Raw genomic sequence first — 18,701 nt, 5'->3', positions numbered from 1 at the left:
TGAATTCAACAATGTAAAATTGTGAATTTCAAACTTATAACACTTGTACTATTGGGAGCAAAAATTAATTATGAAGGATTAAAGTGATTGAATGGCAAAAAACCACCAGCTTTACCTCTGCCGAGTTCTTTAGGAGAAAATCCAAACTGCTTCTTGAATGATTTAGAAAAATTAGGATAGCTGTTAAAACCGTTCATAAACGAAATATTTTTCAAAGGAATATCGGTCTGCTCTATCATAAGGTAGGCCCTTTTAAGTCGCTGTTCGGTATAAAACTTGTAGACACTTGTATGGAAAAAATACCTGAATCCGTCTTTGAGTTTAAAATCATTTGTCCCAAAAAGTCTAGCAATTTCCTTTATTGAAGGCAAAGGCTCCGCCAAATTCGCTAGTACGTAATCGTAAACTCGCTGCATCAGGCGCGCATCGGTTTTCTTAAAATTATGCTGCTTTTGTTCTTTTGTTTCGTATGATTCCGGAACAGCGTCATCAAGCTGGAGAAAGGGAGCTATGAAACTAAGTACTGTAAACTTACCTTCAGACAATCTTGATACCGAGCATTCGGCACTGACTATCAGCTTTTTATATGTTATGAAATTTAGCGTAATGATTTCACCTGACAAAAGAAGCTCCTCCAGCGCTTTTTTCTCCAGATCAGACATTTCCGTGAAGTCGTCCAGCAGAAATTCCTGTATTGGCTTGCTGAGCATCTCTATTGAATCATAACCCAAAATTTTCAAAGCCCCTTGATTCACATCCTTTATAGAATGATTTTCATCTAAGATAAAAGTTGCAGGTGTCACCATCCTGTGAGTAATATATGGATTGACAAAACCTGAATGAAAAGCGGACTCTTTAAGTTCTTCCGCTACCATGTTGACAAGGACGACCAATGTTTCAATTTCGTCGTCATAACTACTTAAAGGGATCTGGTTATTGAAATTGCCCCGTGCCATTTCAAATAACATCTTGTGCATCGATACCATCCGCTGGCGGTTGTGAGGGCTTTTCATTTGTGTTAATATTTAATACTTGTATCTATCTGTCTAAGAGTGGTCCTAAACGAAATCCGTTAGATAATCCAATGCCTCTTGCTCCACGGTAAAAATTCGCGTAGGCACAGACGGCTTGCTAATTTCAAGATAGAAAGTGCTCATAGTCATGGAAACATTTTCACTACCAATGAGAGCGACTGCTTTTGCAAGCAGTGATCCAGATTTTGCGAGATAGTCTCGGGCTGCTTTGTCAATTGAGGCAATTCCCCTGGTATCACAAAAAACAGGAAGATTTCTTTCATTTTGAAATGCAATCCTGTCTGCAACCACGCGCATAGCGACTTGCAAATCTATTGCAGTATTCGGTTTATATTCGAAAAAGAGGATTCCCTTTTCAATCCAAAACCTTGCATTTTGATTCTCAAAAGATTCATGTGAGGCAATCATAACCTGTTTGTTTTTAAACTTGAAATTTAACAAAATTATAAAGATTTAGAAACATTGTCATTGTCAAATATGGATTATTTCTTGCAAAACACTGTAATTTGTTGTCAAATCGGGAATTACCCTTGCCAAATTGGGAATAAAATATCTGCAAGTAAAAGCGCTTTCGATTTTTATAATGAATTTTAGGTATCTAATTCTCAAACAATTACAAAAACACAGATCTAAACCTAAAAATTTAATAAAAGATGGCAAAAATTAAACACAATAATTTTATCGATACAGTAGACACTGTTTTTTCTAGCGCAAAGGATCAGGGAATGTTACACCTATACACTGAAGGTGACTATCTTAATGGCCGGACCATAAAAATTAACGGAAACGAAATGCTCCATTTCGGAACTACGGGATATTTAGGACTCGAACAGGATGAAAGGTTAAAAGAGTCTGCAATAAATGCTATAAGAAATTATGGGACACAGTTCCCTCTTTCGAAAACGTATCTTTCGCATCCTTTATATGCTGAATTGGAAAGCAAGATCGAACAGATGTACGGTATACCGCCAATTATCACTAAGAACAGTACTCTTGGACATATGGCCATCATTCCAACCCTGATAAGAGATGAAGATGCATTAATTCTAGACCATCAGGCGCATTGGAGTGTGCAGAATGCTTGTCAGGTTTTGAAGCTTAGGGGAATACCTGTCGAGATGATACGCCATAATAATCTCGAGATGCTTGAAGACAAAATTCGGATGCTCAGCGGTAAATTGGGTAAAATATGGTACATGGCGGACGGTGTTTATTCTATGTACGGCGATTATGCACCAGTAAAGGATCTTTTAAACCTTGCCCGAAAATATCCGCAGCTTCACCTCTATTTTGATGATGTACATGGAATGAGCTGGAGAGGAAAAAATGGAACTGGGTTCATCTTTGATGCTATTGAAACACTGGAAGAAAACATTGTCGTTGTCAGCACGCTGAGCAAAACTTTTGGTGCCAGCGGAGCCACCTTTTTCTGCAGTGATCATAAATTACGCGAAAAGATTAAAACTTTTGGCGGCCCCCTTACCTTCTCGGCTCAACTTGAACCTGCATCAGTTGCCGCTGCAATTGCATCCTGTGACATACATCTTTCTGAAGAAATATATGAGCACCAGGCTCAACTTGCCAAAAAAACAGCACATTTCAGCATGCTGCTTTCAAACAGCAACCTACCCCTAGTCGCTGAGAACGATTCTCCAGTTTTCTTTCTTGGAATGGGCACACCTGCTACTGCTTATAATTTTACCAAGCGCCTCTTCTCAGAGGGCTTTTATCTCAACCTGGGCATATATCCCGCAGTACCTATAAAAAACACCGGAATCCGTATTACGATATCTGCGCATAATAAAATTGAAGATATTTCAGATCTTGCCCGTGCAATGGACCACCACTTCCAGAAAGCAGTGGAAGAAACCGGAAGCAGTGATGAAAAGATACGGCAGGCTTTTAGAATGGATATTAAAACAAAGCTACATGCTCAAAAACAGCGAACAGAGCTGCTGCATATTGAAGAGCAAATAACAATAGAGAATATAGACAAGCACGAATGGAACAAGTATCTGGGCACTCACAATATCCTTGATTGGGACGGAATGCAGTATTTGGAGCATACTTTCTCAAGTAGCCAAGATTCGGCCAATAAATGGGATTTCTTCTATTATATCATCCGTGATCAGAACATGCAGGTGGTTTTAATGACATTCTTTACAGTGGGACTTTGGAAAGATGATATGCTGGCTACAGAATCTGTATCAAGACACCTTGAAGAAATTAGAAAAACAGACCCCATGAATATGACCTCCAAAGTACTAAGTACCGGCTCGTTGTTTACTGAGGGAATGCACTGTTATATTGACCAGAGTCATCCTCTGGCCGAGCAATCATTTCGAATGATATTGAACAAGATGGAAGAAACATACAATTCTTTAGGGGCTGATATGGTCGTACTGCGTGATTTTGAAAATGGATTCAAGTGGGATGAAATGGTTAGAAACCAAGGGTATTTCCGGATTGATATGCCAGAATCCTGTGTTATTGAAAATAAAAACTGGCCCACAATTGAGAATTATAGTTCCCTGCTTTCAACCCGTTCACGCCAGCATTACAACAGGGAAATACTGCCATACGAAAAATTCTACGATGTAGAAATAAAAGATTACCTCCATCAAGAAGAAATAAACAGGGCTTACGAGCTATACTGCAATGTAAAGGATCGCAACCTAGCCATAAATACCTTCACATACAACAGGCAAGTATTTGAAAATATGAATAGCTCTCCAAACTGGGAGTTCATAATTCTTACACTCAAAGATGCCCCTGAAAACAATTTTGTTGGGATAATGTTCTGTTATAAAAATTCAGGAAAGGTATATGTACCTGAACTTATTGGCATGGACTACATTGCAGCAGAAGGTTTCAATCTGTACAGACAACTTTTATACCAAACGATCAAAAGAGCGCGAGAGCTTGAAATTGAGCGAATTGATTTCGGCATATCGGCAAGCTTTGAGAAGAAAAAACTTGGCGCTTCTATAATACCGAAGGTCGCTTACGTACAAGCCAGGGATAACTACGCTATGGAACTGATGCAGACACTGCAGAATGAAACCAATACCGCGCGCTGATATAATACATTTAAATTCTCCAACGAAAAGTAAAGTCATACCGTATCTGGGCAGAACTGCCCCCACTTTTCCTTGTACAAATAAATCTAAATTCTGTTGCCATGATAAGATCTACATGTGAGAACGTACTTCAGGTTATTCGAAAAGCAGAACAGGAATTCAGCTTAGACCCTGAACATATAATTGAAAAATCCTACCACATGACTACCGTTCTTCGAAGCTTGCTTTGTACGGTTAAAAAAAATGTTTTAGAAAAAGGATTCTCCGATGAAAATGAAGAGATTAATTTTTTTAAAAGTATCAAACCCCAAATACTAGGAAAACTTATTTTCTACAATAAAGTTTTCCGAATTGAAGCATCCTGCCCGGTTGTAACGGGAAAAATGCATCATAAATATTTTTCCAATGAGCTCAATCTTCTCAAGCAAGAATATAAAGAGCACTTTTATAACACTGATTTTTATCGCTACTATCGCACCGGAAGAACCGAATGGGACCACCATTTTTTTTGTAGGGGAAAAATAGACCTTCATGAAGGAGTTAATAGTTTTGTTTTTGAAATTGACACTCAATTCTCCACCTACTATGATTATAAGGTAGCTCGAATAATTGCTAACGAACTGCTTTACAGTTACCTTGTTTCCAAAATTGAACCTGACATCCAGCAGACCAGCATTTTTTCAGACGGAAATGTAGCTAATAGAGATTTTTTCTGGACAGATTCAAAGAATGCTCTGATCGAATTAATTTACGCACTTCATGCATCGGGCAGTATTTCTCATGGAAAAGCCGGCATTCGTAAAATAAGCATGGTTTTCCAACTACTTTTCAGGATCCAGCTCGGCGATGTCCATCACGCCTACCATAGGATGAAAGACAGGGCTGATAGCAAAAGCATTTTTCTGGATCAGCTGAAATTATCGCTTAAACAGCACATGGAAAAAGAGGTCTAATTTTTTTAAAAATTGCAATTTTCTTGCCAATGAGGTGCAATTGGCATCAAATGGCTACTGGCATATAATTACTTCTATATGCTCAATTATCCCAGTAAATCAGCAACTCATCTTAATATTTTATTCAGTTAAAATTTTCATAAAACAGCATTTTACATTGGCTGATATTGGCAATGAAAAACTTTTGCTGGTGGCAATTTTGCATCACTAATGTAAAACACACAGCCATGAATATAGACAGAATGGAATTCATTTCCTGGATGGAACGAATCATAGAACGTTTCGATCTTTTGAGCGCGCATATCAGTGAACTTGAAAAAAAACGCGGAAGTGTTGACGGCGAAGAGCTATTGGATAATCAGGATATATTACAGATGCTTAAAATAAGTGGGAGATCACTCCAGCGCTACCGATCAATCGGCAAGCTCCCCTACTATACCATCAGTGGAAAAATATATTATAAGCTATCAGATGTACACCAGTTCATCAGAGAAAGTATCAATGTCCGAACGCCAAAAAACTATGCCAGAGAGTGAAAAATAACGCCAATAGATTCCAGCTTTTAATTAGCACCTTTTCACCTTTTAATTTCGCAAATGAATTTAAAATTTAAAATTATGAGCGAAAATATTAAAGATGCATTTAACACTCCCGAAGAATTATCGGATATACTGCTGGTATTCGATAAAGAGAAAAAGAAAATTCTGGCGGTAAAAGGTATTGACCAAAATGGCAATCTGGAAACTGTTGACCCTACGCGCAAGAATCAGAATCAGTTCATGCGGGTAGACAAGCAGGGAGATGTCTTTTCGAATTTCTTTTCAAATTTTTTCAGCCAGCTGAAGAACCCAACTAATTTTTCGTTCTTCAAAATCCCTGCTCTGCTGGCTGTTGATACTTCAAAAGAGATGCAGAAACATTTAGATCATCCTACACCTGAAGGTGAGCAATTAATGAAACAGCACGAAGTAAAAGATTATAAACAAAAAAATGAAGTTAATATGGAAACAGCACAAACAAATCCGGAAACAAGTGAATACAAATACAAACCGGAACAAATCGATTGGGAAACATTAAACCATTTGGGTTTAAGTAAAGAAAAACTTAAAAAAATGAACCTGCTTGATCCCCTGCTCAAAGGATACAAAACAAATGAGCTTGTACCGGTAAGTCTTAATCTCGGTACTGCAGTTACAAGAATGGATGCCCGTTTGTCGCTTAAACAAAACGACGAAGGACAGGTTGTTTTGGCTATTCATGGCATCCGAAAAGAGCCTAATCTGAATTATCCTTTTTTCGGTCACGAGTTCAGCAAGGAAGATAAAGACAATCTTATGCAAACGGGCAATATGGGACGCGTAGTGGATCTCACCAATCCGAAAAACAATGAGATCATGCCTTCCATTATCAGTATAGACAGGCTGACCAATGAGGTGATCGCACTGCGCACGGATTTCATTAAAATTCCCGATGAAATTAAAGGTGTAAAACTAAGCGAAGAGCAAAAACAAACTTTATTTGAAGGTAAACCGCTTGCATTAGAAGGTATGGTTTCCAAGAAAGGAACAGCCTTTGATGCATCTGTGCAATTCAATGCAGATAAACGTTTTGTTGAATTTCTCTTTGACCGAAATGATTCTAATAAACAGACACAAGGCAATCAGCAGAACCAAACTCAGGGAGCACCTAAAAACTTTAGAGATAAGGAACTCAATAATGAGCAATACCAAAAGCTTAAAGATGGTCAAACTGTTTATATCAGCGGCTTAGTGGATAAAAAAGGGAAAGAATACAATGGATATATCACCTACAACAAGGAAACCAATAAAACAGATTTTTCATTCCAAAATCCAGATAAAATCAAAGAACAAATAAAACCTTCTGAAGCGCACAAAACGCAGACCGCTGTCAATTCCGAAGGCAAAACTAACGAAGCTACCAAGAACATACAGGAGCCATTAAAATCAGGACAAACAAATCCCGATAACAAGAAACAACAGCAGCAACAAGAAGAATCTAATACACCTTCTAAATCAAAAGGGCCTAAAATGTAATAAGATATGATAACAATTATTACAGAGAAGCCCAGTGTAGCAAGGGAAATAGCCGTTATAATCAGAGCCACCGAAAAAAAAGATGGCTACCTGACAGGTAACGGCTATTTTGTTACATGGGCACTGGGCCATCTTGTAGGATTAGGAATGCCCGAAGATTACGGCATCACAGGATTTGACAAAGCATCACTGCCGATACTTCCAAACCCTTTTTTACTGACTGTCAGAAAGGTCAGTAAAAATCAAGGGGATTCTGTAGATACAGGAGCGCTAAAACAACTGAGAATCATTAGAGAGCTCTTTGACAACAGCGATAATATTATTGTCGCCACCGATGCAGGACGTGAGGGCGAACTCATTTTTAGGTACATATACGAATACTTGAAGTGCAATAAACCCTTTAAGCGACTTTGGATAAGCTCCCTTACCGAAAAAGCCATTAAACTAGGTTTTGATAATCTCAAAGACGCAAAAGAATTTGACGGATTATATCAGGCAGCACAAGCCAGGAGCCGTGCCGACTGGCTAGTGGGTATCAATGCCACACAAGCGCTCTCCATTGCATTAGCAAACGGGGTTTATTCACTCGGAAGAGTGCAGACACCTACATTAGCTTTAATATGCAAACGCTATCTGGAAAACAGGAGTTTCAAAGTAAAAAATTACTGGCAGATACAGTTGTCCCATAACAAAGAAATGATAGATTTTAAAAGTATCTCAAAAATCAAATGGGAAGACAAAAAACTAGCCGCTGATGTGTTGAAAGCCATTGCGCGAAACCAAACGGCAATAATTACATCCCAAGTGACCAAAAGCGTTACAGAGCAACCGCCCTTATTGTTCGACCTTACCGGCCTGCAAAAGGAAGCCAATAAAAAATTAAACCTTTCGGCCGAAGAAACCCTCAACATTTCCCAGAGCCTTTACGAACAGAAATTTATCACATACCCACGTACCGCAAGCAAATACATTCCTGAAGATATGTGGGCAGAGATTCCCAACCTTGTAAGAGCTTTACAAAGGAGGGAAAATATTAAACAAAACCTATCTCAAATGAAATGGCGCCGTTTTAATAAACATATCGTGAACGATTTGCGTGTCACTGACCATCATGGATTATTAACTACTGATAAAATGCCATCAGCCCTAAATCCAAAGGAAAATGCGATTTATAATATGGTTGCCTTTCGATTACTCGAAGCCGTTTCACAACCCTGCATCAAAGAGATAACTGATGTCGACTTACAGGTACTGCATTATGATTTTACATCAAAAGGCTATAAGATTATAGAATCCGGGTGGCGTTCCATTAGTGGCAGTTTCCTCGATGATGATACAGAACATGTAATGGATTTGCCTGAGCTGAAAAAGGACGATGAACTTAAAATAAAAGAAGCTTCCGTTCTGGAAAAGAAAACTAAACCGCCTGTGCTTTACACTGAAGCAGGCCTTTTGTGAGCTATGGAAAGTGCCGGAAATGATATCGAAAATCAAGGTGAGCGCTTTTTTAGTAATTTCAGCATCATTTTCAAACATAGAATTTACCCATTTTTCAATTATTGGACCTATGATTAATATGCACGGAATGACTATTAAGCAAGACATAAACCAGGATTTAGTCCATATTTTTAAAAATTTAATTCCTGCCAATTCTGTATTTAGCGTTATTAAGGTAAAAGATATCAATCCAGTGGTAAAAATGCCCATAATAAGCGCAAAAACAATCTTTTTTTTCATTCTATTTATGATATTAGAGAAGAAAAATCCATGCTTTTCACATAGATTTTTCTCTTGATAAATTTTTGATTGGTGTGCTTCAACAGAAAGATCATTATAATTTTCCTTCATAAACTTCCTTTACCTATGGTAATGCTGTGTTACCAAAGAAAATGAGGGAAGGTGGATTTTCATTATCCGCATTTAAACCCCGAATTGTTTTAAATGATAATCAATATGTTTCGTCAAAAGTTTACTCCATTGCTTGTCTGTCAAATGCCCGAAAAGAACGTGTGGTGTCCAGTTTTCGGTACTTTGTGTGTTGCAGGCCTTGGTTAAAATTTCAAGTAGCAAACTCTTTTCTTTCTCCAAATCAAAATGCTCTTCTAGTGGTATTGCAAAACCTACAGGTTTTTTAATCCTTTCGGCATAGTTGGTTTCCAACTTACCAAAAACCATTTACCCATAGTCCTGGTCATAAAAGAACTTTCGTCGGGCAAATTAAAATAACCCATCGAACTTCCGCAAGCCAGATTCAGATGATGCAACATTTGGTCTGGCGACATTGTACCCCAAACTCTTTGCGATTCGGGTGTGATTTTATTGATTCTCTCCGTAAATAGGGCAAGCGTTTCTTGGGGAAAGAATTTTTTTGGGTTTATTTTTGTTTCCTTTTCCATTTTATGAATTGTCTTTGAGCTTCGGCTTAAAACATTTGCATTATCTTTTTTTGCAAACACGGAAGCCGTGAATACTAATGTAAGCAGGACTGCTAAATTTATTTTATTGTACATTTTTTTTGAGTTTAAAATTAAAAACTAGCCTAGAAAAAAGTTGATCAGCCTGTCTGTCAGCTTTCCAAAAGGCGCGTGAAGTATATCCATACCATTCCAACGGCCCTGCTCGTAGATGCCTTTTGCGTGGCTGAGCGTGCGGAAGCCTTCTATTCCATGATAAGCGCCCATCCCGCTTTCGCCAACACCGCCAAAGGGAAGGTCATCTTGGGCTATGTGTGAAAATGTGCCATTTACAGTTACGTTTCCGGATGTTGTACGGCTTAGCACTTTTCTTTTCTCCTGGCTATCATTTCCAAAATAGTAGAGTGCCAACGGTCTTGGGCGTTCGTTCACGTAAGCAATTGCATCATCAATAGTACCATAGGGGATTATAGGCAATATAGGCCCGAAGATTTCTTCTTTTGCAATCTTCATCTCCTCTGTTACCCCAAGCACAATTGTGGGTGCCAAGGTATGCGGACGGCTGGAAGCCTGTTCTGGCCGGTAGCCAACTTCAATAATCTTTGCGCCATGAGCGCTGGCATCATCAAGAAGGTCTTTCAATATTTTATATTGCTGATCGTTAATTATCGAAGTATAATCCTCGCTGGTCGGGCCATCCGGATATGCTGTCTTGACACTTTTATCATAAGCGGCAATAAAAGCATCAATTTCAGTTTTATGCACCAGCATGTAATCAGGTGCAATGCAAGTCTGTCCGGCACTCAGCAATTTTCCATACACAATTCGGGATGTTGCTTTTTCAAGAGAATATCCTTTAGATAAAATAACGGGAGATTTTCCGCCCAGCTCCAATGTAACAGGAACAAGGTTTTCACCTGCGGCTTTCATAACAGAACGCCCTACCGAAGTGCTTCCCGTGAAAACTAAATGGTCAAAAGGCAATTTAGAAAATGCCGCACCATCGCTATTTACCAAGATCACTTGCTCTTCAGGAAAAATTGCCTTAAATATTTCTTCAATCACAGCATTGGTGGCAGGCGTATATTTTGAGGGTTTGAGCATCACGCGATTTCCGGCAGCAATTGCAGTAACAACAGGCATCAATGATAAATTGATCGGATAGTTCCAGGGCGAAATAACACCCACTACGCCAAGCGGCTGGTATTCTACACGAGCAGAGCCAAGCTGCGTGTGCAGTGCTACATAACGGCTTCTAGGCCGCATAAATTTACGCAGGTTGCTGCTCAAATAATTGATGCCCTGAATGATACCTATGATTTCTACTATATCCGTTTCGTGTTTCGATCGATGTCCGAAATCAGCATTTATAGCATCTTGAATTTGTTTTCTGTTGCTTATAAGTGCATTCTTGAAGTTTTTCAAGTCGGCTCTGCGCCGTTCGAGTGTAGGAATGCCATCTCGTAAGAAAGCATTGCGCTGGGCAGAGAGAATAGTATTGAGCTGGTCTGTTGATGGTGGTATATTTGTCATGATTTTTTTAATTTAATTGGAAAGAAGCTGCATGAACTTTATCACGAGACTTTAGTTCAATGTAATTCTAGTATTTAAACGCCAAACTGTCTTAAATGATAGTCAATGTGTTTGGTCAGCAGTTTGCTCCATTGCTTTTTGCTTAAGTGACCAAAAGCTACGTGTGGCGTCCAGCTATCAGTACTTTTACTATTGGAAGCTTTGTTTATTATCTCTAATAGTAGAGCCCTTTCTTTTTCAAAATCAAAATGTTCTTTTGAGGGTATTGCAAAACCGACAGGCATTTTCAAACCTTTTGGCATATTTGGTAATAAATCCACCAAAAGCCATTTGCCTACAGTCCTTGTCGAAAAAGTACTTTCATCCGGTAAATTAAAATAGCCTAATGAACTTCCACAGGCCAGATTCAAATGGTGCAGCATCTGATCGGGTGACATCGTGCCCCAGGCTCTTTTAGAATTTGGAGATAGGTTGTTAATTCTTTTCGTAAATAGGGCTACTGTTTTTGCCGTAAAAAAATCTTTACTGTCAATTTTCTCTGGTTCTGATGTATGAGTCATTTTATCGTTATTAGGGTTATACAAATTTATAACAGTCAAACAGCTTCCTTGTAACACAAAAGTTGGAATGTCTGACACAAAAAGACAGTTAATAAAAAACACTATGAATTCATCAAACAGAACTCCTTGATTTGATACAATTGAAACCTCCTGCTCCTAATATCTATCTTGAATTGCTATTATTGACACATATAATTTGCCCAGCACAAAAATCAGGCGCTTCCAAGGGGATTAAATGTCCATAATTTGGGTTGATTACAATTTCTCCTTTCACAATTTCTTTCAGGTTCGAGCGTACTTTTTCATTCAGGAAGAAAGAGGGCTTGCCAAGGATAATTTTACAAGGAACTTTTAGTGCTTTTAAATAGTTATCAATGTTTACAGGCAAGGCATAATTTGCTACTTCCCAATCGATGGGAAAAATGAATTCGTAGCTTCCGTCTTCTTTCTGTCTTAAACTTTCTGTGGAAAACAGTTTCAAATTTTCTTCCTTCATCCGTTTGAAACCTTTGCTTTTTTGCAGAAATTCAAAATATTCATAAGGGCTTCCCCAAGTGGATTTCTTTTTTAGTGCGGATTTAAAAGGTTCTGCTTTTTTCTTGATGAAATAAGGAATCAGGCTGATGTATTTTTCATCAAATTTTGTCACAGAAACGGGTTCAATCAAATAAAGTTCCTTGAACAAATCGGGACGTTTTACCGCTGCAATGAGGCTTGCTGTTGCTCCTTGCGAATGTCCGATTCCTACAATAGGCTTGTCGTATTTCTCATCTAAGAAAGCAATGAGATCATCTGCATAAACTTCCCAATTGACGGGTTTGACCTGTGGTTTTGCATTTTCCCAGGTCGCTCGAAAAGCCAAAGTTGTCAGTGAATATTTTGCAGATAATGAATGCAATAATGGCAAGTAAACCCCAGCAGGAAAACCATTGCCGGGATAAAAATGAGCCTCTTCTCCATCAGTTGCAATGGAGCAGTAATGTGCCGCTTGGCCCTCAATAGTGATGTTTTCCTTTTTCATTAGTAGTTCTATTTTCCATTTCCTGTGCTCGAAAGCCGCCCTTTCAATTGCCTGCTCAATGTCTTTATAAACTTTTCCCTGTCTTTTTTAGCCTCCTTCAAAAAGACTTTTATTTCTGGCAGGACAGTAAGATGCTTGTCTGCCCAAAATTGAATTTCTAAAAGGACAGGCAATAAGTCAATTCCCTTTTCGGTAAGCATGTACAACACTTTTGCCTTACTGCCTGGATGTTCCAGTTTCTGAATCACCCCACTCTCTTCAAGTGTCAAAAGTCTAGCTGCTAAAATATTAGTAGCTATTTTTTCATCTGATTTTAAAAAATCTCCGTAAGTATTTTTATCAGAAAACACCATGTCCCTGATGATTAATAATGACCACTTATCCCCAAATATATCCAGCATACTGCTAATAGGACAGCCTGACCTGTTTACTTTATTTTTCATTTTTTTTAATTCTTTTTAAAAACCACTTGCAAATTAAAAGTAATTATTTACATTTGCACTTGCAATTCGCAAGCAAATTTAATCATAAAATTTTAAAATATAATGAATTCTGATACACTTTTTGAAAATTACGACTTGAACGGATTACAATTGAATAACAGAATGGTAATGGCACCAATGACCAGAAGCCGGGCTGATAATCCTGAACATGCAGCAACTGAACTGATAGCGGAATATTATGCACAAAGGGCCACAGCCGGCTTAATCATTACCGAAGGAACTTACGTGAGCAAAGATGCCGTTGGTGTAATTAACGTGCCAGCCATTTATTCAAAAGCACAAATTGAGGGCTGGAAAATATTTACCGAAGCCGTACACAAAGCAAACGGGAAAATATTCGCCCAACTTTGGCACACCGGCAGAAATTCACACCCGGATTTACACGATGGAAAATTACCATTGGCACCTTCGGCCATCAATCCCAATACACAGGCGTTTACAGCAGAAGGTTTTAAAGATACCGTAACTCCTAAAGAAATGACTTTGGAAGACATCAAACAAACAATCGCAGATTTTAAGCAAGGCGCAATCAATGCTTTTGAAGCTAATTTTGATGGAATTGAACTGCACGCTGCGAATGGCTATTTGTTTCAACAATTTTTCTCTAAAAATTCAAATATCCGCACTGACAAGTATGGAGGCTCTGTAGAAAATCGTTCCCGGTTTCTTTTTGAAGTTTTAGATGAATTGAAAAAAGTAGTTGATCTTTCCCGCGTAGGAATCCGTTTCAATACTTCTCTGGACGGAATGATGGGCATCAATACTGATGACGAAACCATTGAATTATATGACACTATCATCAAGAGATTAAACGATTACAATCTGGCATACGTTCATTTAATGCGACCATTCACCGATGTTTCGCAAAATAAAAATGCGATTGTAAATGTAGCCAGACATTTTCGCAAAATCTACAACGGAACCATTATCATCAACAATGGTTTCAACAAGGAAAGTGCTGCAAAAATAATCAGCGAGGGCGATGCCGACCTGGTTTCTTTCGGAACTCCTTTTATTGCCAATCCCGATCTGGTAGCCCGATTTAAAACCGATGCCCCGCTAAATCAGCCCGACCAAGATACTTTCTATACACCGGGAGAAAAAGGATATACAGATTATCCAGTATTGTAATATTTCGGGCGACCAAGCATATGAAAGATTATCGAATTAAATAAAAAATACTAAAAAATAAACAAATGAAAACATCAGGAAATACCATTTTTATCTCTGGCGGAAGTGCCGGAATTGGCTTGGCAATGGCTAAAAAACTAAGTGCCGCAGGCAACAAGATCATCATCAACGGAAGGAACGAAGAGCGCCTTCAAAAGGCATTGGGCGAATTAGAAAATACGGTTGCTATTCAGGGTGACTTGTCTGAAAAAAGAGATCGTATCCGCATTGCGAAAGAATTGATTGAAAACCATCCGGAAGTGAACATCATCATCAACAATGCGGGTATTGCGTTTTTAAACGATTTGAATAATCCGGAAGTCAAGTCTGCGGAACTAGCTGCCCTGGAAATGAACACCAATTATTTAAGTGTTATTGATTTTACAGAATTAATGTTGCCACAATTACTCGGTCAGGAAAATGCTGCCATAGTAAATATCACTTCTATTGCCGCATTTAGAGGAAACCCGTACGGGCCTACTTACGCTGCAAGCAAAGCTGCATTACACAATTATACAGAAGGCTTAAGAGATAAGCTGGCAGAAAATGAAAACGTAAATGTTTTTGAAGTGTTTCCACCATTAGTAAATACAGAATTTTCGGCTGCAATTGGCGGGGCGAACGGAATTCCGCCTGCAGAAGTTGCCGACGAATTGGTCCTTGCTTTAGCAAAAGACCAATTTGAAGTACCTGTTGGAGAAAGTAAAAAAATCCATTCGGCAATTCAAGAAGCAATCACAAAAATTAATAATTAAAAAAATGAAAGCAATACGATTTTACGAAACAGGGAGCCCAGAGGTCCTTAAATATGAAGAAGTGCCTACACCCCAACCAAGTGCCTTTGAAGTGCTTATTAAAGTGGAAGCCGTAGGTGTAAACTTCGCTGATATCATGCGCAGGAACGGGAAGTATTACCCAGAACAGACTGCCGGGCCTTACACTATTGGTGCCGAAGTTTCAGGTACCATCATCGAAATTGGTTCGGATGTTGCAAACCTAAAAGTAGGCGATTTTGTTGTGGCAACTCCTTCCACTGGCGGATATGCTCAATACGTAAGCGTGCCGGAAGGATTGGTAATTCCATTGCCTCTAGGGATTACAGCTTCACAAGCTACTACTTTGATGGCACAAGGATTAACAGCAGCTTTATCAATCAAGCATGCGGGCAGGATGCAGGCTGGAGAAAGCATTTTGATAGAAGGTGCTGCCGGCGGAGTAGGCTCTTTTGCAGTACAGTTGGCTAAATTATACGGAGCCGGCAAGGTAATCGCTGCGGCAAGTTCCCCAGAAAAAAGAAAAATTGCGGAAGAACTTGGTGCCGATGCTTCTGTAGATTATACGCAAGAAGGTTGGAGCGAGAAAGTAAAGGAATTAACCGATGGAAAAGGGGTTGATGTAGTAATCGAATTGGCTGGTGGAGAAACGACCGGGCAAGCCTTAAACGCAATGGCACAATTTGGAAGAATGGTTTATTTGGGGCAATCCAGCGGAGAAGTTCCAAACATAAATCCTTGGGATTTGACAGTTCCCAGTCATTCTGTAACAGGGTTTAGTGTTTTTGCGTATCTTGGATTGCCTGAATTACTGCAAAGCACTTTAAAAGAAATCATAGGTTTTGTACTAGCAGGACAATTAGACCTTCAAATTGGTGCCGTTTTGCCTTTGTCACAAGCAGCTGAAGCACACCGATTGGTAGAAGGAAGAAAATCTACCGGCAAGGTAGTTTTGACTCCTTGGGAATAACAGACAAAAAAGATAATCGGTAGAACTTAAAAACAAAAAAATGGAATTAAAAGGCAAAACAATATTGATAACTGGCGGAACTGCCGGAATTGGACTGGAAGCAACAAAGCAATTTTTAGAAGCAGGATGCAAGGTTATTGTAACTGGAAGAAATCAGGCCAAGCTAGACGAAGCAAAGACAAAATACCCATCGATAACTGCCATTCAAAGTGATGCGGCAGTTGAAGCCGATGCACATTCATTATTCGAGCAGGTAAAAAATTTAGGGGGAATCGACATTCTCTATAACAATGCCGGTATTATGGGGGGAGCTGATAATTTCGGCTTTCCAAAAGACAAACATTTTGAAAAGGCCGAAGCTGAAATCAATATCAACTATTTGGGCGTAATCCGACTGAATAATATTTTCATGGAGATGCTGAAATCCCGAAAAGAAGCTGCAATTATCAATACCTCTTCTTTTCTGAGCTACGCACCGATGATTACCTCTCCAACGTATTGTGCCTCAAAGGCTGCAGTTCGTTTTTACACGGTTTCCTTGCGGGAGCATTTGCAGCTGATCAATAGCAATGTAAAAGTTTTTGAATTGCTGCCTCCAGTCGTAGCTACTGAAATGACCGAAGAATATGATGTAAAGAGAATGCCTCCCGAAGAGTTAATTAAAGGGTTGATCTCTGGAATCAGAAAAAACAAATACACCATCCGACTGGGTCTCACCAAAGCAGTTTATTACATGCACCGTTTTTTCCCTTCTTTGGCACAAAAGATATTAAATCCTGCAAAGGGTAATGCAAAACTGTTAAAAGCATAACTTTATAATTTTATACCGCAGTCCTTAACCATAGGCTATTAGAATGATTACGTTCTGATAGCTTATTTTTTTAAATTAAAATATCTATTTTCCAAACTCTTTTATCCGTTGATCAGATATATTCTCCAACTCTGGTTTACTTGGAGTGCAAATTCTGGCAAAAGTGAGCAATGTAATCTTTGCTCATGGTTCCCGTTTTGGAGGCCACAGTTTATTTATCAAAGATCATAAATTGTATTATGTTTATAATTTCCTTGGCATTACCGAACAGCAATTGGTTTCTGCTGAGCCTTTAAAACCTGGTAAATATACTTTTGGAATGGAATTTACCAAAGAGAAAGCCGGTGAACACCATGAATCAATTGGAACTGCAAAATTGTATATCAACGACAAACAGGTTTCAACAGGTTCAATGAAAGCTCAGGTAGGTAAATTTACTCTTGTAGGTGATGGTCTTTGTGTAGGTTATGATAGTGGCGATCCGGTAAGCAAACAGTATATGGAGATAATACCTTTTTTGCCACAAGAAGTTAAGGCTATTTATTTTTACTTTAAATAAATTATTCAATAAAATTTTCCTGAAATCATTTGTGAAATCAAATAATTTTTCCATCACTCCCCAACGGGACATCCAAACCAAAATACTGAAGACATCTAAAGACAGCCTCTACTTCCAGTAAGCCAATCTCTTCAAATCTTCCAAAAATTTTATAGAAATTTGTCCTGTTCCTTTCACTACAAAGCCAAATGGCGTCAATTGAAGACAATTGACGCCATTTTTTATTTAAAAACTAATTAAATAATAGATTAGCTTATTTTTTTGAATCAGGATCAAAACCTGGAGATTAAGCAAAAGATTAAATAATCTGAAGAGAAAAAAAATCTATTTTCTCACGCCTCCAAACTGCCTTCTAAATGCTTTTATTTTTACATCCAGAAATTTTTACGTAAGACATCGCTTTAATTTTGGAATTGTTCTGAAAAAATGGCTTCGGCCATGATGCTAAAATTCAGCTGGAAGTAATTATAGATTAATTTAGCACCCAGATCTACGAAGAAATTACCTGAGCGGAATTTCATTTCAAATTGAGTACGATCAATAACCAGTTTACCAGAAAGCGATATACTATTTTCACTTTTCTCTACCTTAACCTCAAATCCGACAATATTAGAAATGCCTTTTATGGTAAGATTTCCTTCAAGATAGTAAGTGTTAGGCGACAATTCTTTTACATTAAAAATATCAAAAAATGAATTGGGAAATTTTTCAATTGAGAAAAAATCATCAGAGGCAAGCTCACTTGCCAATTGTAGGTTTAAGACTGGGTCTGCTACATCCAGAATTTTAATTGAAGAATTGTCAATAATAATAAATCCTTCTCTTATTTTTCCACCTATTAATGTGAATATACCATCTTTGATGTCAATTGTACCATGATGAGAGCCGGTTACTTTTCTACCGGTCCATTCTACATTGCTACTTGAGTTCACGATTTTAAAATTTGTTGTTTCCATTTTTATTGTATTTAAAAGTACAATACAAAGGAACGGCTACTATTAAAATTTGTTACGTGATGTAGATCACTATCTGATGGTTAAAAAATGGAATTATATTATCTTACTTCGTTAGGTTTAAAAATAATTAAGCAAATTAGCGTGGATTTTTTTCAAAGTTAATTTGAAAAGTTAATTATACGAAAAAACAGATTGCTTTGAAATTTTAAAAAACCATAATCTTACTAAATAAGAAGAAATGTGTGATAATTCAAGTCTGTCTTACAGATATTTATACAATGTTCACTCCTCCTCAGTTTCGATTGAAACC

The 18,701-nt window shown here is 38.2% G+C and carries 18 protein-coding genes and 2 pseudogenes; 10 read left to right on the top strand and 10 right to left on the bottom strand.

Annotated features, from left to right (window positions below):
* Positions 1 to 68: 68 nt before the first annotated feature.
* Positions 69 to 1,013, bottom strand: coding sequence for a helix-turn-helix domain-containing protein (locus KHA90_RS20485; protein ID WP_213305748.1), 945 nt, complete (start codon positions 1,011 to 1,013; stop codon positions 69 to 71).
* Positions 1,014 to 1,058: 45 nt separating this feature from the next.
* Complete coding sequence (locus tag KHA90_RS20480; protein WP_071637861.1) at positions 1,059 to 1,442, bottom strand: DUF7793 family protein; 384 nt, start codon at positions 1,440 to 1,442, stop codon at positions 1,059 to 1,061.
* Positions 1,443 to 1,687: 245 nt separating this feature from the next.
* Between KHA90_RS20480 and KHA90_RS20475 the strand changes: the two genes are divergently transcribed.
* The 5 genes and pseudogenes from KHA90_RS20475 to KHA90_RS20455 all read left to right on the top strand — a co-directional run.
* Positions 1,688 to 4,114, top strand: a complete 2,427-nt coding sequence (locus tag KHA90_RS20475) for a bifunctional aminotransferase class I/II-fold pyridoxal phosphate-dependent enzyme/GNAT family N-acetyltransferase (RefSeq protein WP_213305745.1) — start codon at positions 1,688 to 1,690, stop codon at positions 4,112 to 4,114.
* A gap of 101 nt (positions 4,115 to 4,215) precedes the next feature.
* Positions 4,216 to 5,067: an RteC domain-containing protein gene (locus KHA90_RS20470; protein WP_213305728.1), complete on the top strand. Its 852-nt coding sequence runs from the start codon at positions 4,216 to 4,218 to the stop codon at positions 5,065 to 5,067.
* A 227-nt stretch (positions 5,068 to 5,294) separates the two neighbouring features.
* Positions 5,295 to 5,603 (top strand): helix-turn-helix domain-containing protein, encoded by a 309-nt coding sequence (locus KHA90_RS20465; protein ID WP_074661090.1) that lies wholly within the window; start codon positions 5,295 to 5,297, stop codon positions 5,601 to 5,603.
* An 81-nt stretch (positions 5,604 to 5,684) separates the two neighbouring features.
* Positions 5,685 to 7,121, top strand: a complete 1,437-nt coding sequence (locus KHA90_RS20460; protein WP_213305725.1) for a DUF3945 domain-containing protein — start codon at positions 5,685 to 5,687, stop codon at positions 7,119 to 7,121.
* 6 nt (positions 7,122 to 7,127) lie between these two features.
* Positions 7,128 to 8,576 (top strand): annotated as a pseudogene (locus tag KHA90_RS20455) (DNA topoisomerase); the annotation flags it as partial.
* A 93-nt stretch (positions 8,577 to 8,669) separates the two neighbouring features.
* On the opposite strand, the pseudogene KHA90_RS25490 reads toward KHA90_RS20455, so the two are convergent.
* From KHA90_RS25490 to KHA90_RS20425, 7 genes and pseudogenes are all read right to left on the bottom strand, one after another.
* Positions 8,670 to 8,828, bottom strand: a pseudogene (locus KHA90_RS25490) (DUF2798 domain-containing protein); the annotation flags it as partial.
* A 213-nt stretch (positions 8,829 to 9,041) separates the two neighbouring features.
* Positions 9,042 to 9,296: a DUF1569 domain-containing protein gene (locus tag KHA90_RS25855; protein WP_379784896.1), complete on the bottom strand. Its 255-nt coding sequence runs from the start codon at positions 9,294 to 9,296 to the stop codon at positions 9,042 to 9,044.
* Positions 9,242 to 9,631, bottom strand: coding sequence for a hypothetical protein (locus tag KHA90_RS20445; RefSeq protein ID WP_213305722.1), 390 nt, complete (start codon positions 9,629 to 9,631; stop codon positions 9,242 to 9,244). Before KHA90_RS20445 ends, KHA90_RS25855 begins: the two co-directional genes overlap by 55 nt.
* A 24-nt stretch (positions 9,632 to 9,655) precedes the next feature.
* A complete protein-coding gene (locus KHA90_RS20440; protein ID WP_213305719.1) occupies positions 9,656 to 11,068 on the bottom strand; it encodes a coniferyl aldehyde dehydrogenase in 1,413 nt (470 codons plus the stop codon).
* Between the two features lie 74 nt (positions 11,069 to 11,142).
* Positions 11,143 to 11,628, bottom strand: coding sequence for a DUF1569 domain-containing protein (locus tag KHA90_RS20435; RefSeq protein WP_213305716.1), 486 nt, complete (start codon positions 11,626 to 11,628; stop codon positions 11,143 to 11,145).
* Between the two features lie 163 nt (positions 11,629 to 11,791).
* Positions 11,792 to 12,649: an alpha/beta hydrolase gene (locus KHA90_RS20430; protein ID WP_213305713.1), complete on the bottom strand. Its 858-nt coding sequence runs from the start codon at positions 12,647 to 12,649 to the stop codon at positions 11,792 to 11,794.
* 8 nt (positions 12,650 to 12,657) lie between these two features.
* Complete coding sequence (locus KHA90_RS20425; RefSeq protein ID WP_213305710.1) at positions 12,658 to 13,092, bottom strand: winged helix-turn-helix transcriptional regulator; 435 nt, start codon at positions 13,090 to 13,092, stop codon at positions 12,658 to 12,660.
* Between the two features lie 102 nt (positions 13,093 to 13,194).
* On the opposite strand from KHA90_RS20425, the gene KHA90_RS20420 reads away from it, so the two are divergent.
* The 5 genes from KHA90_RS20420 (at position 13,195) to KHA90_RS20400 (ending at position 17,435) form a co-directional block, all read left to right on the top strand.
* Positions 13,195 to 14,283, top strand: coding sequence for an alkene reductase (locus KHA90_RS20420; RefSeq protein WP_213305708.1), 1,089 nt, complete (start codon positions 13,195 to 13,197; stop codon positions 14,281 to 14,283).
* Between the two features lie 65 nt (positions 14,284 to 14,348).
* Positions 14,349 to 15,077 carry an SDR family oxidoreductase gene (locus KHA90_RS20415; RefSeq protein ID WP_213305705.1) on the top strand — a complete coding sequence of 243 codons (729 nt, stop codon included), beginning with the start codon at positions 14,349 to 14,351 and terminating at the stop codon, positions 15,075 to 15,077.
* Positions 15,078 to 15,081: 4 nt separating this feature from the next.
* Positions 15,082 to 16,065, top strand: a complete 984-nt coding sequence (locus tag KHA90_RS20410; protein ID WP_213305702.1) for a quinone oxidoreductase family protein — start codon at positions 15,082 to 15,084, stop codon at positions 16,063 to 16,065.
* 40 nt (positions 16,066 to 16,105) lie between these two features.
* Positions 16,106 to 16,876, top strand: coding sequence for an SDR family oxidoreductase (locus KHA90_RS20405; RefSeq protein WP_213305699.1), 771 nt, complete (start codon positions 16,106 to 16,108; stop codon positions 16,874 to 16,876).
* A 163-nt stretch (positions 16,877 to 17,039) separates the two neighbouring features.
* Positions 17,040 to 17,435, top strand: coding sequence for a hypothetical protein (locus KHA90_RS20400; RefSeq protein WP_213305696.1), 396 nt, complete (start codon positions 17,040 to 17,042; stop codon positions 17,433 to 17,435).
* A gap of 401 nt (positions 17,436 to 17,836) precedes the next feature.
* On the opposite strand, the gene KHA90_RS20395 is transcribed toward KHA90_RS20400, so the two are convergent.
* The gene (locus KHA90_RS20395) at positions 17,837 to 18,391 is read right to left on the bottom strand and encodes a YceI family protein (protein WP_213305693.1); all 555 of its coding nucleotides are present in this window, start codon (positions 18,389 to 18,391) and stop codon (positions 17,837 to 17,839) included.
* Between the last annotated feature and the right edge of the window lie 310 nt (positions 18,392 to 18,701).

The organism is Flavobacterium psychroterrae (assembly GCF_018380615.1).
In the GTDB taxonomy this organism is placed as follows: domain Bacteria; phylum Bacteroidota; class Bacteroidia; order Flavobacteriales; family Flavobacteriaceae; genus Flavobacterium; species Flavobacterium psychroterrae.
The sequence above is the reverse complement of the archived record's forward strand: the minus strand, read 5'-3'. Positions and strand labels throughout refer to the sequence as shown.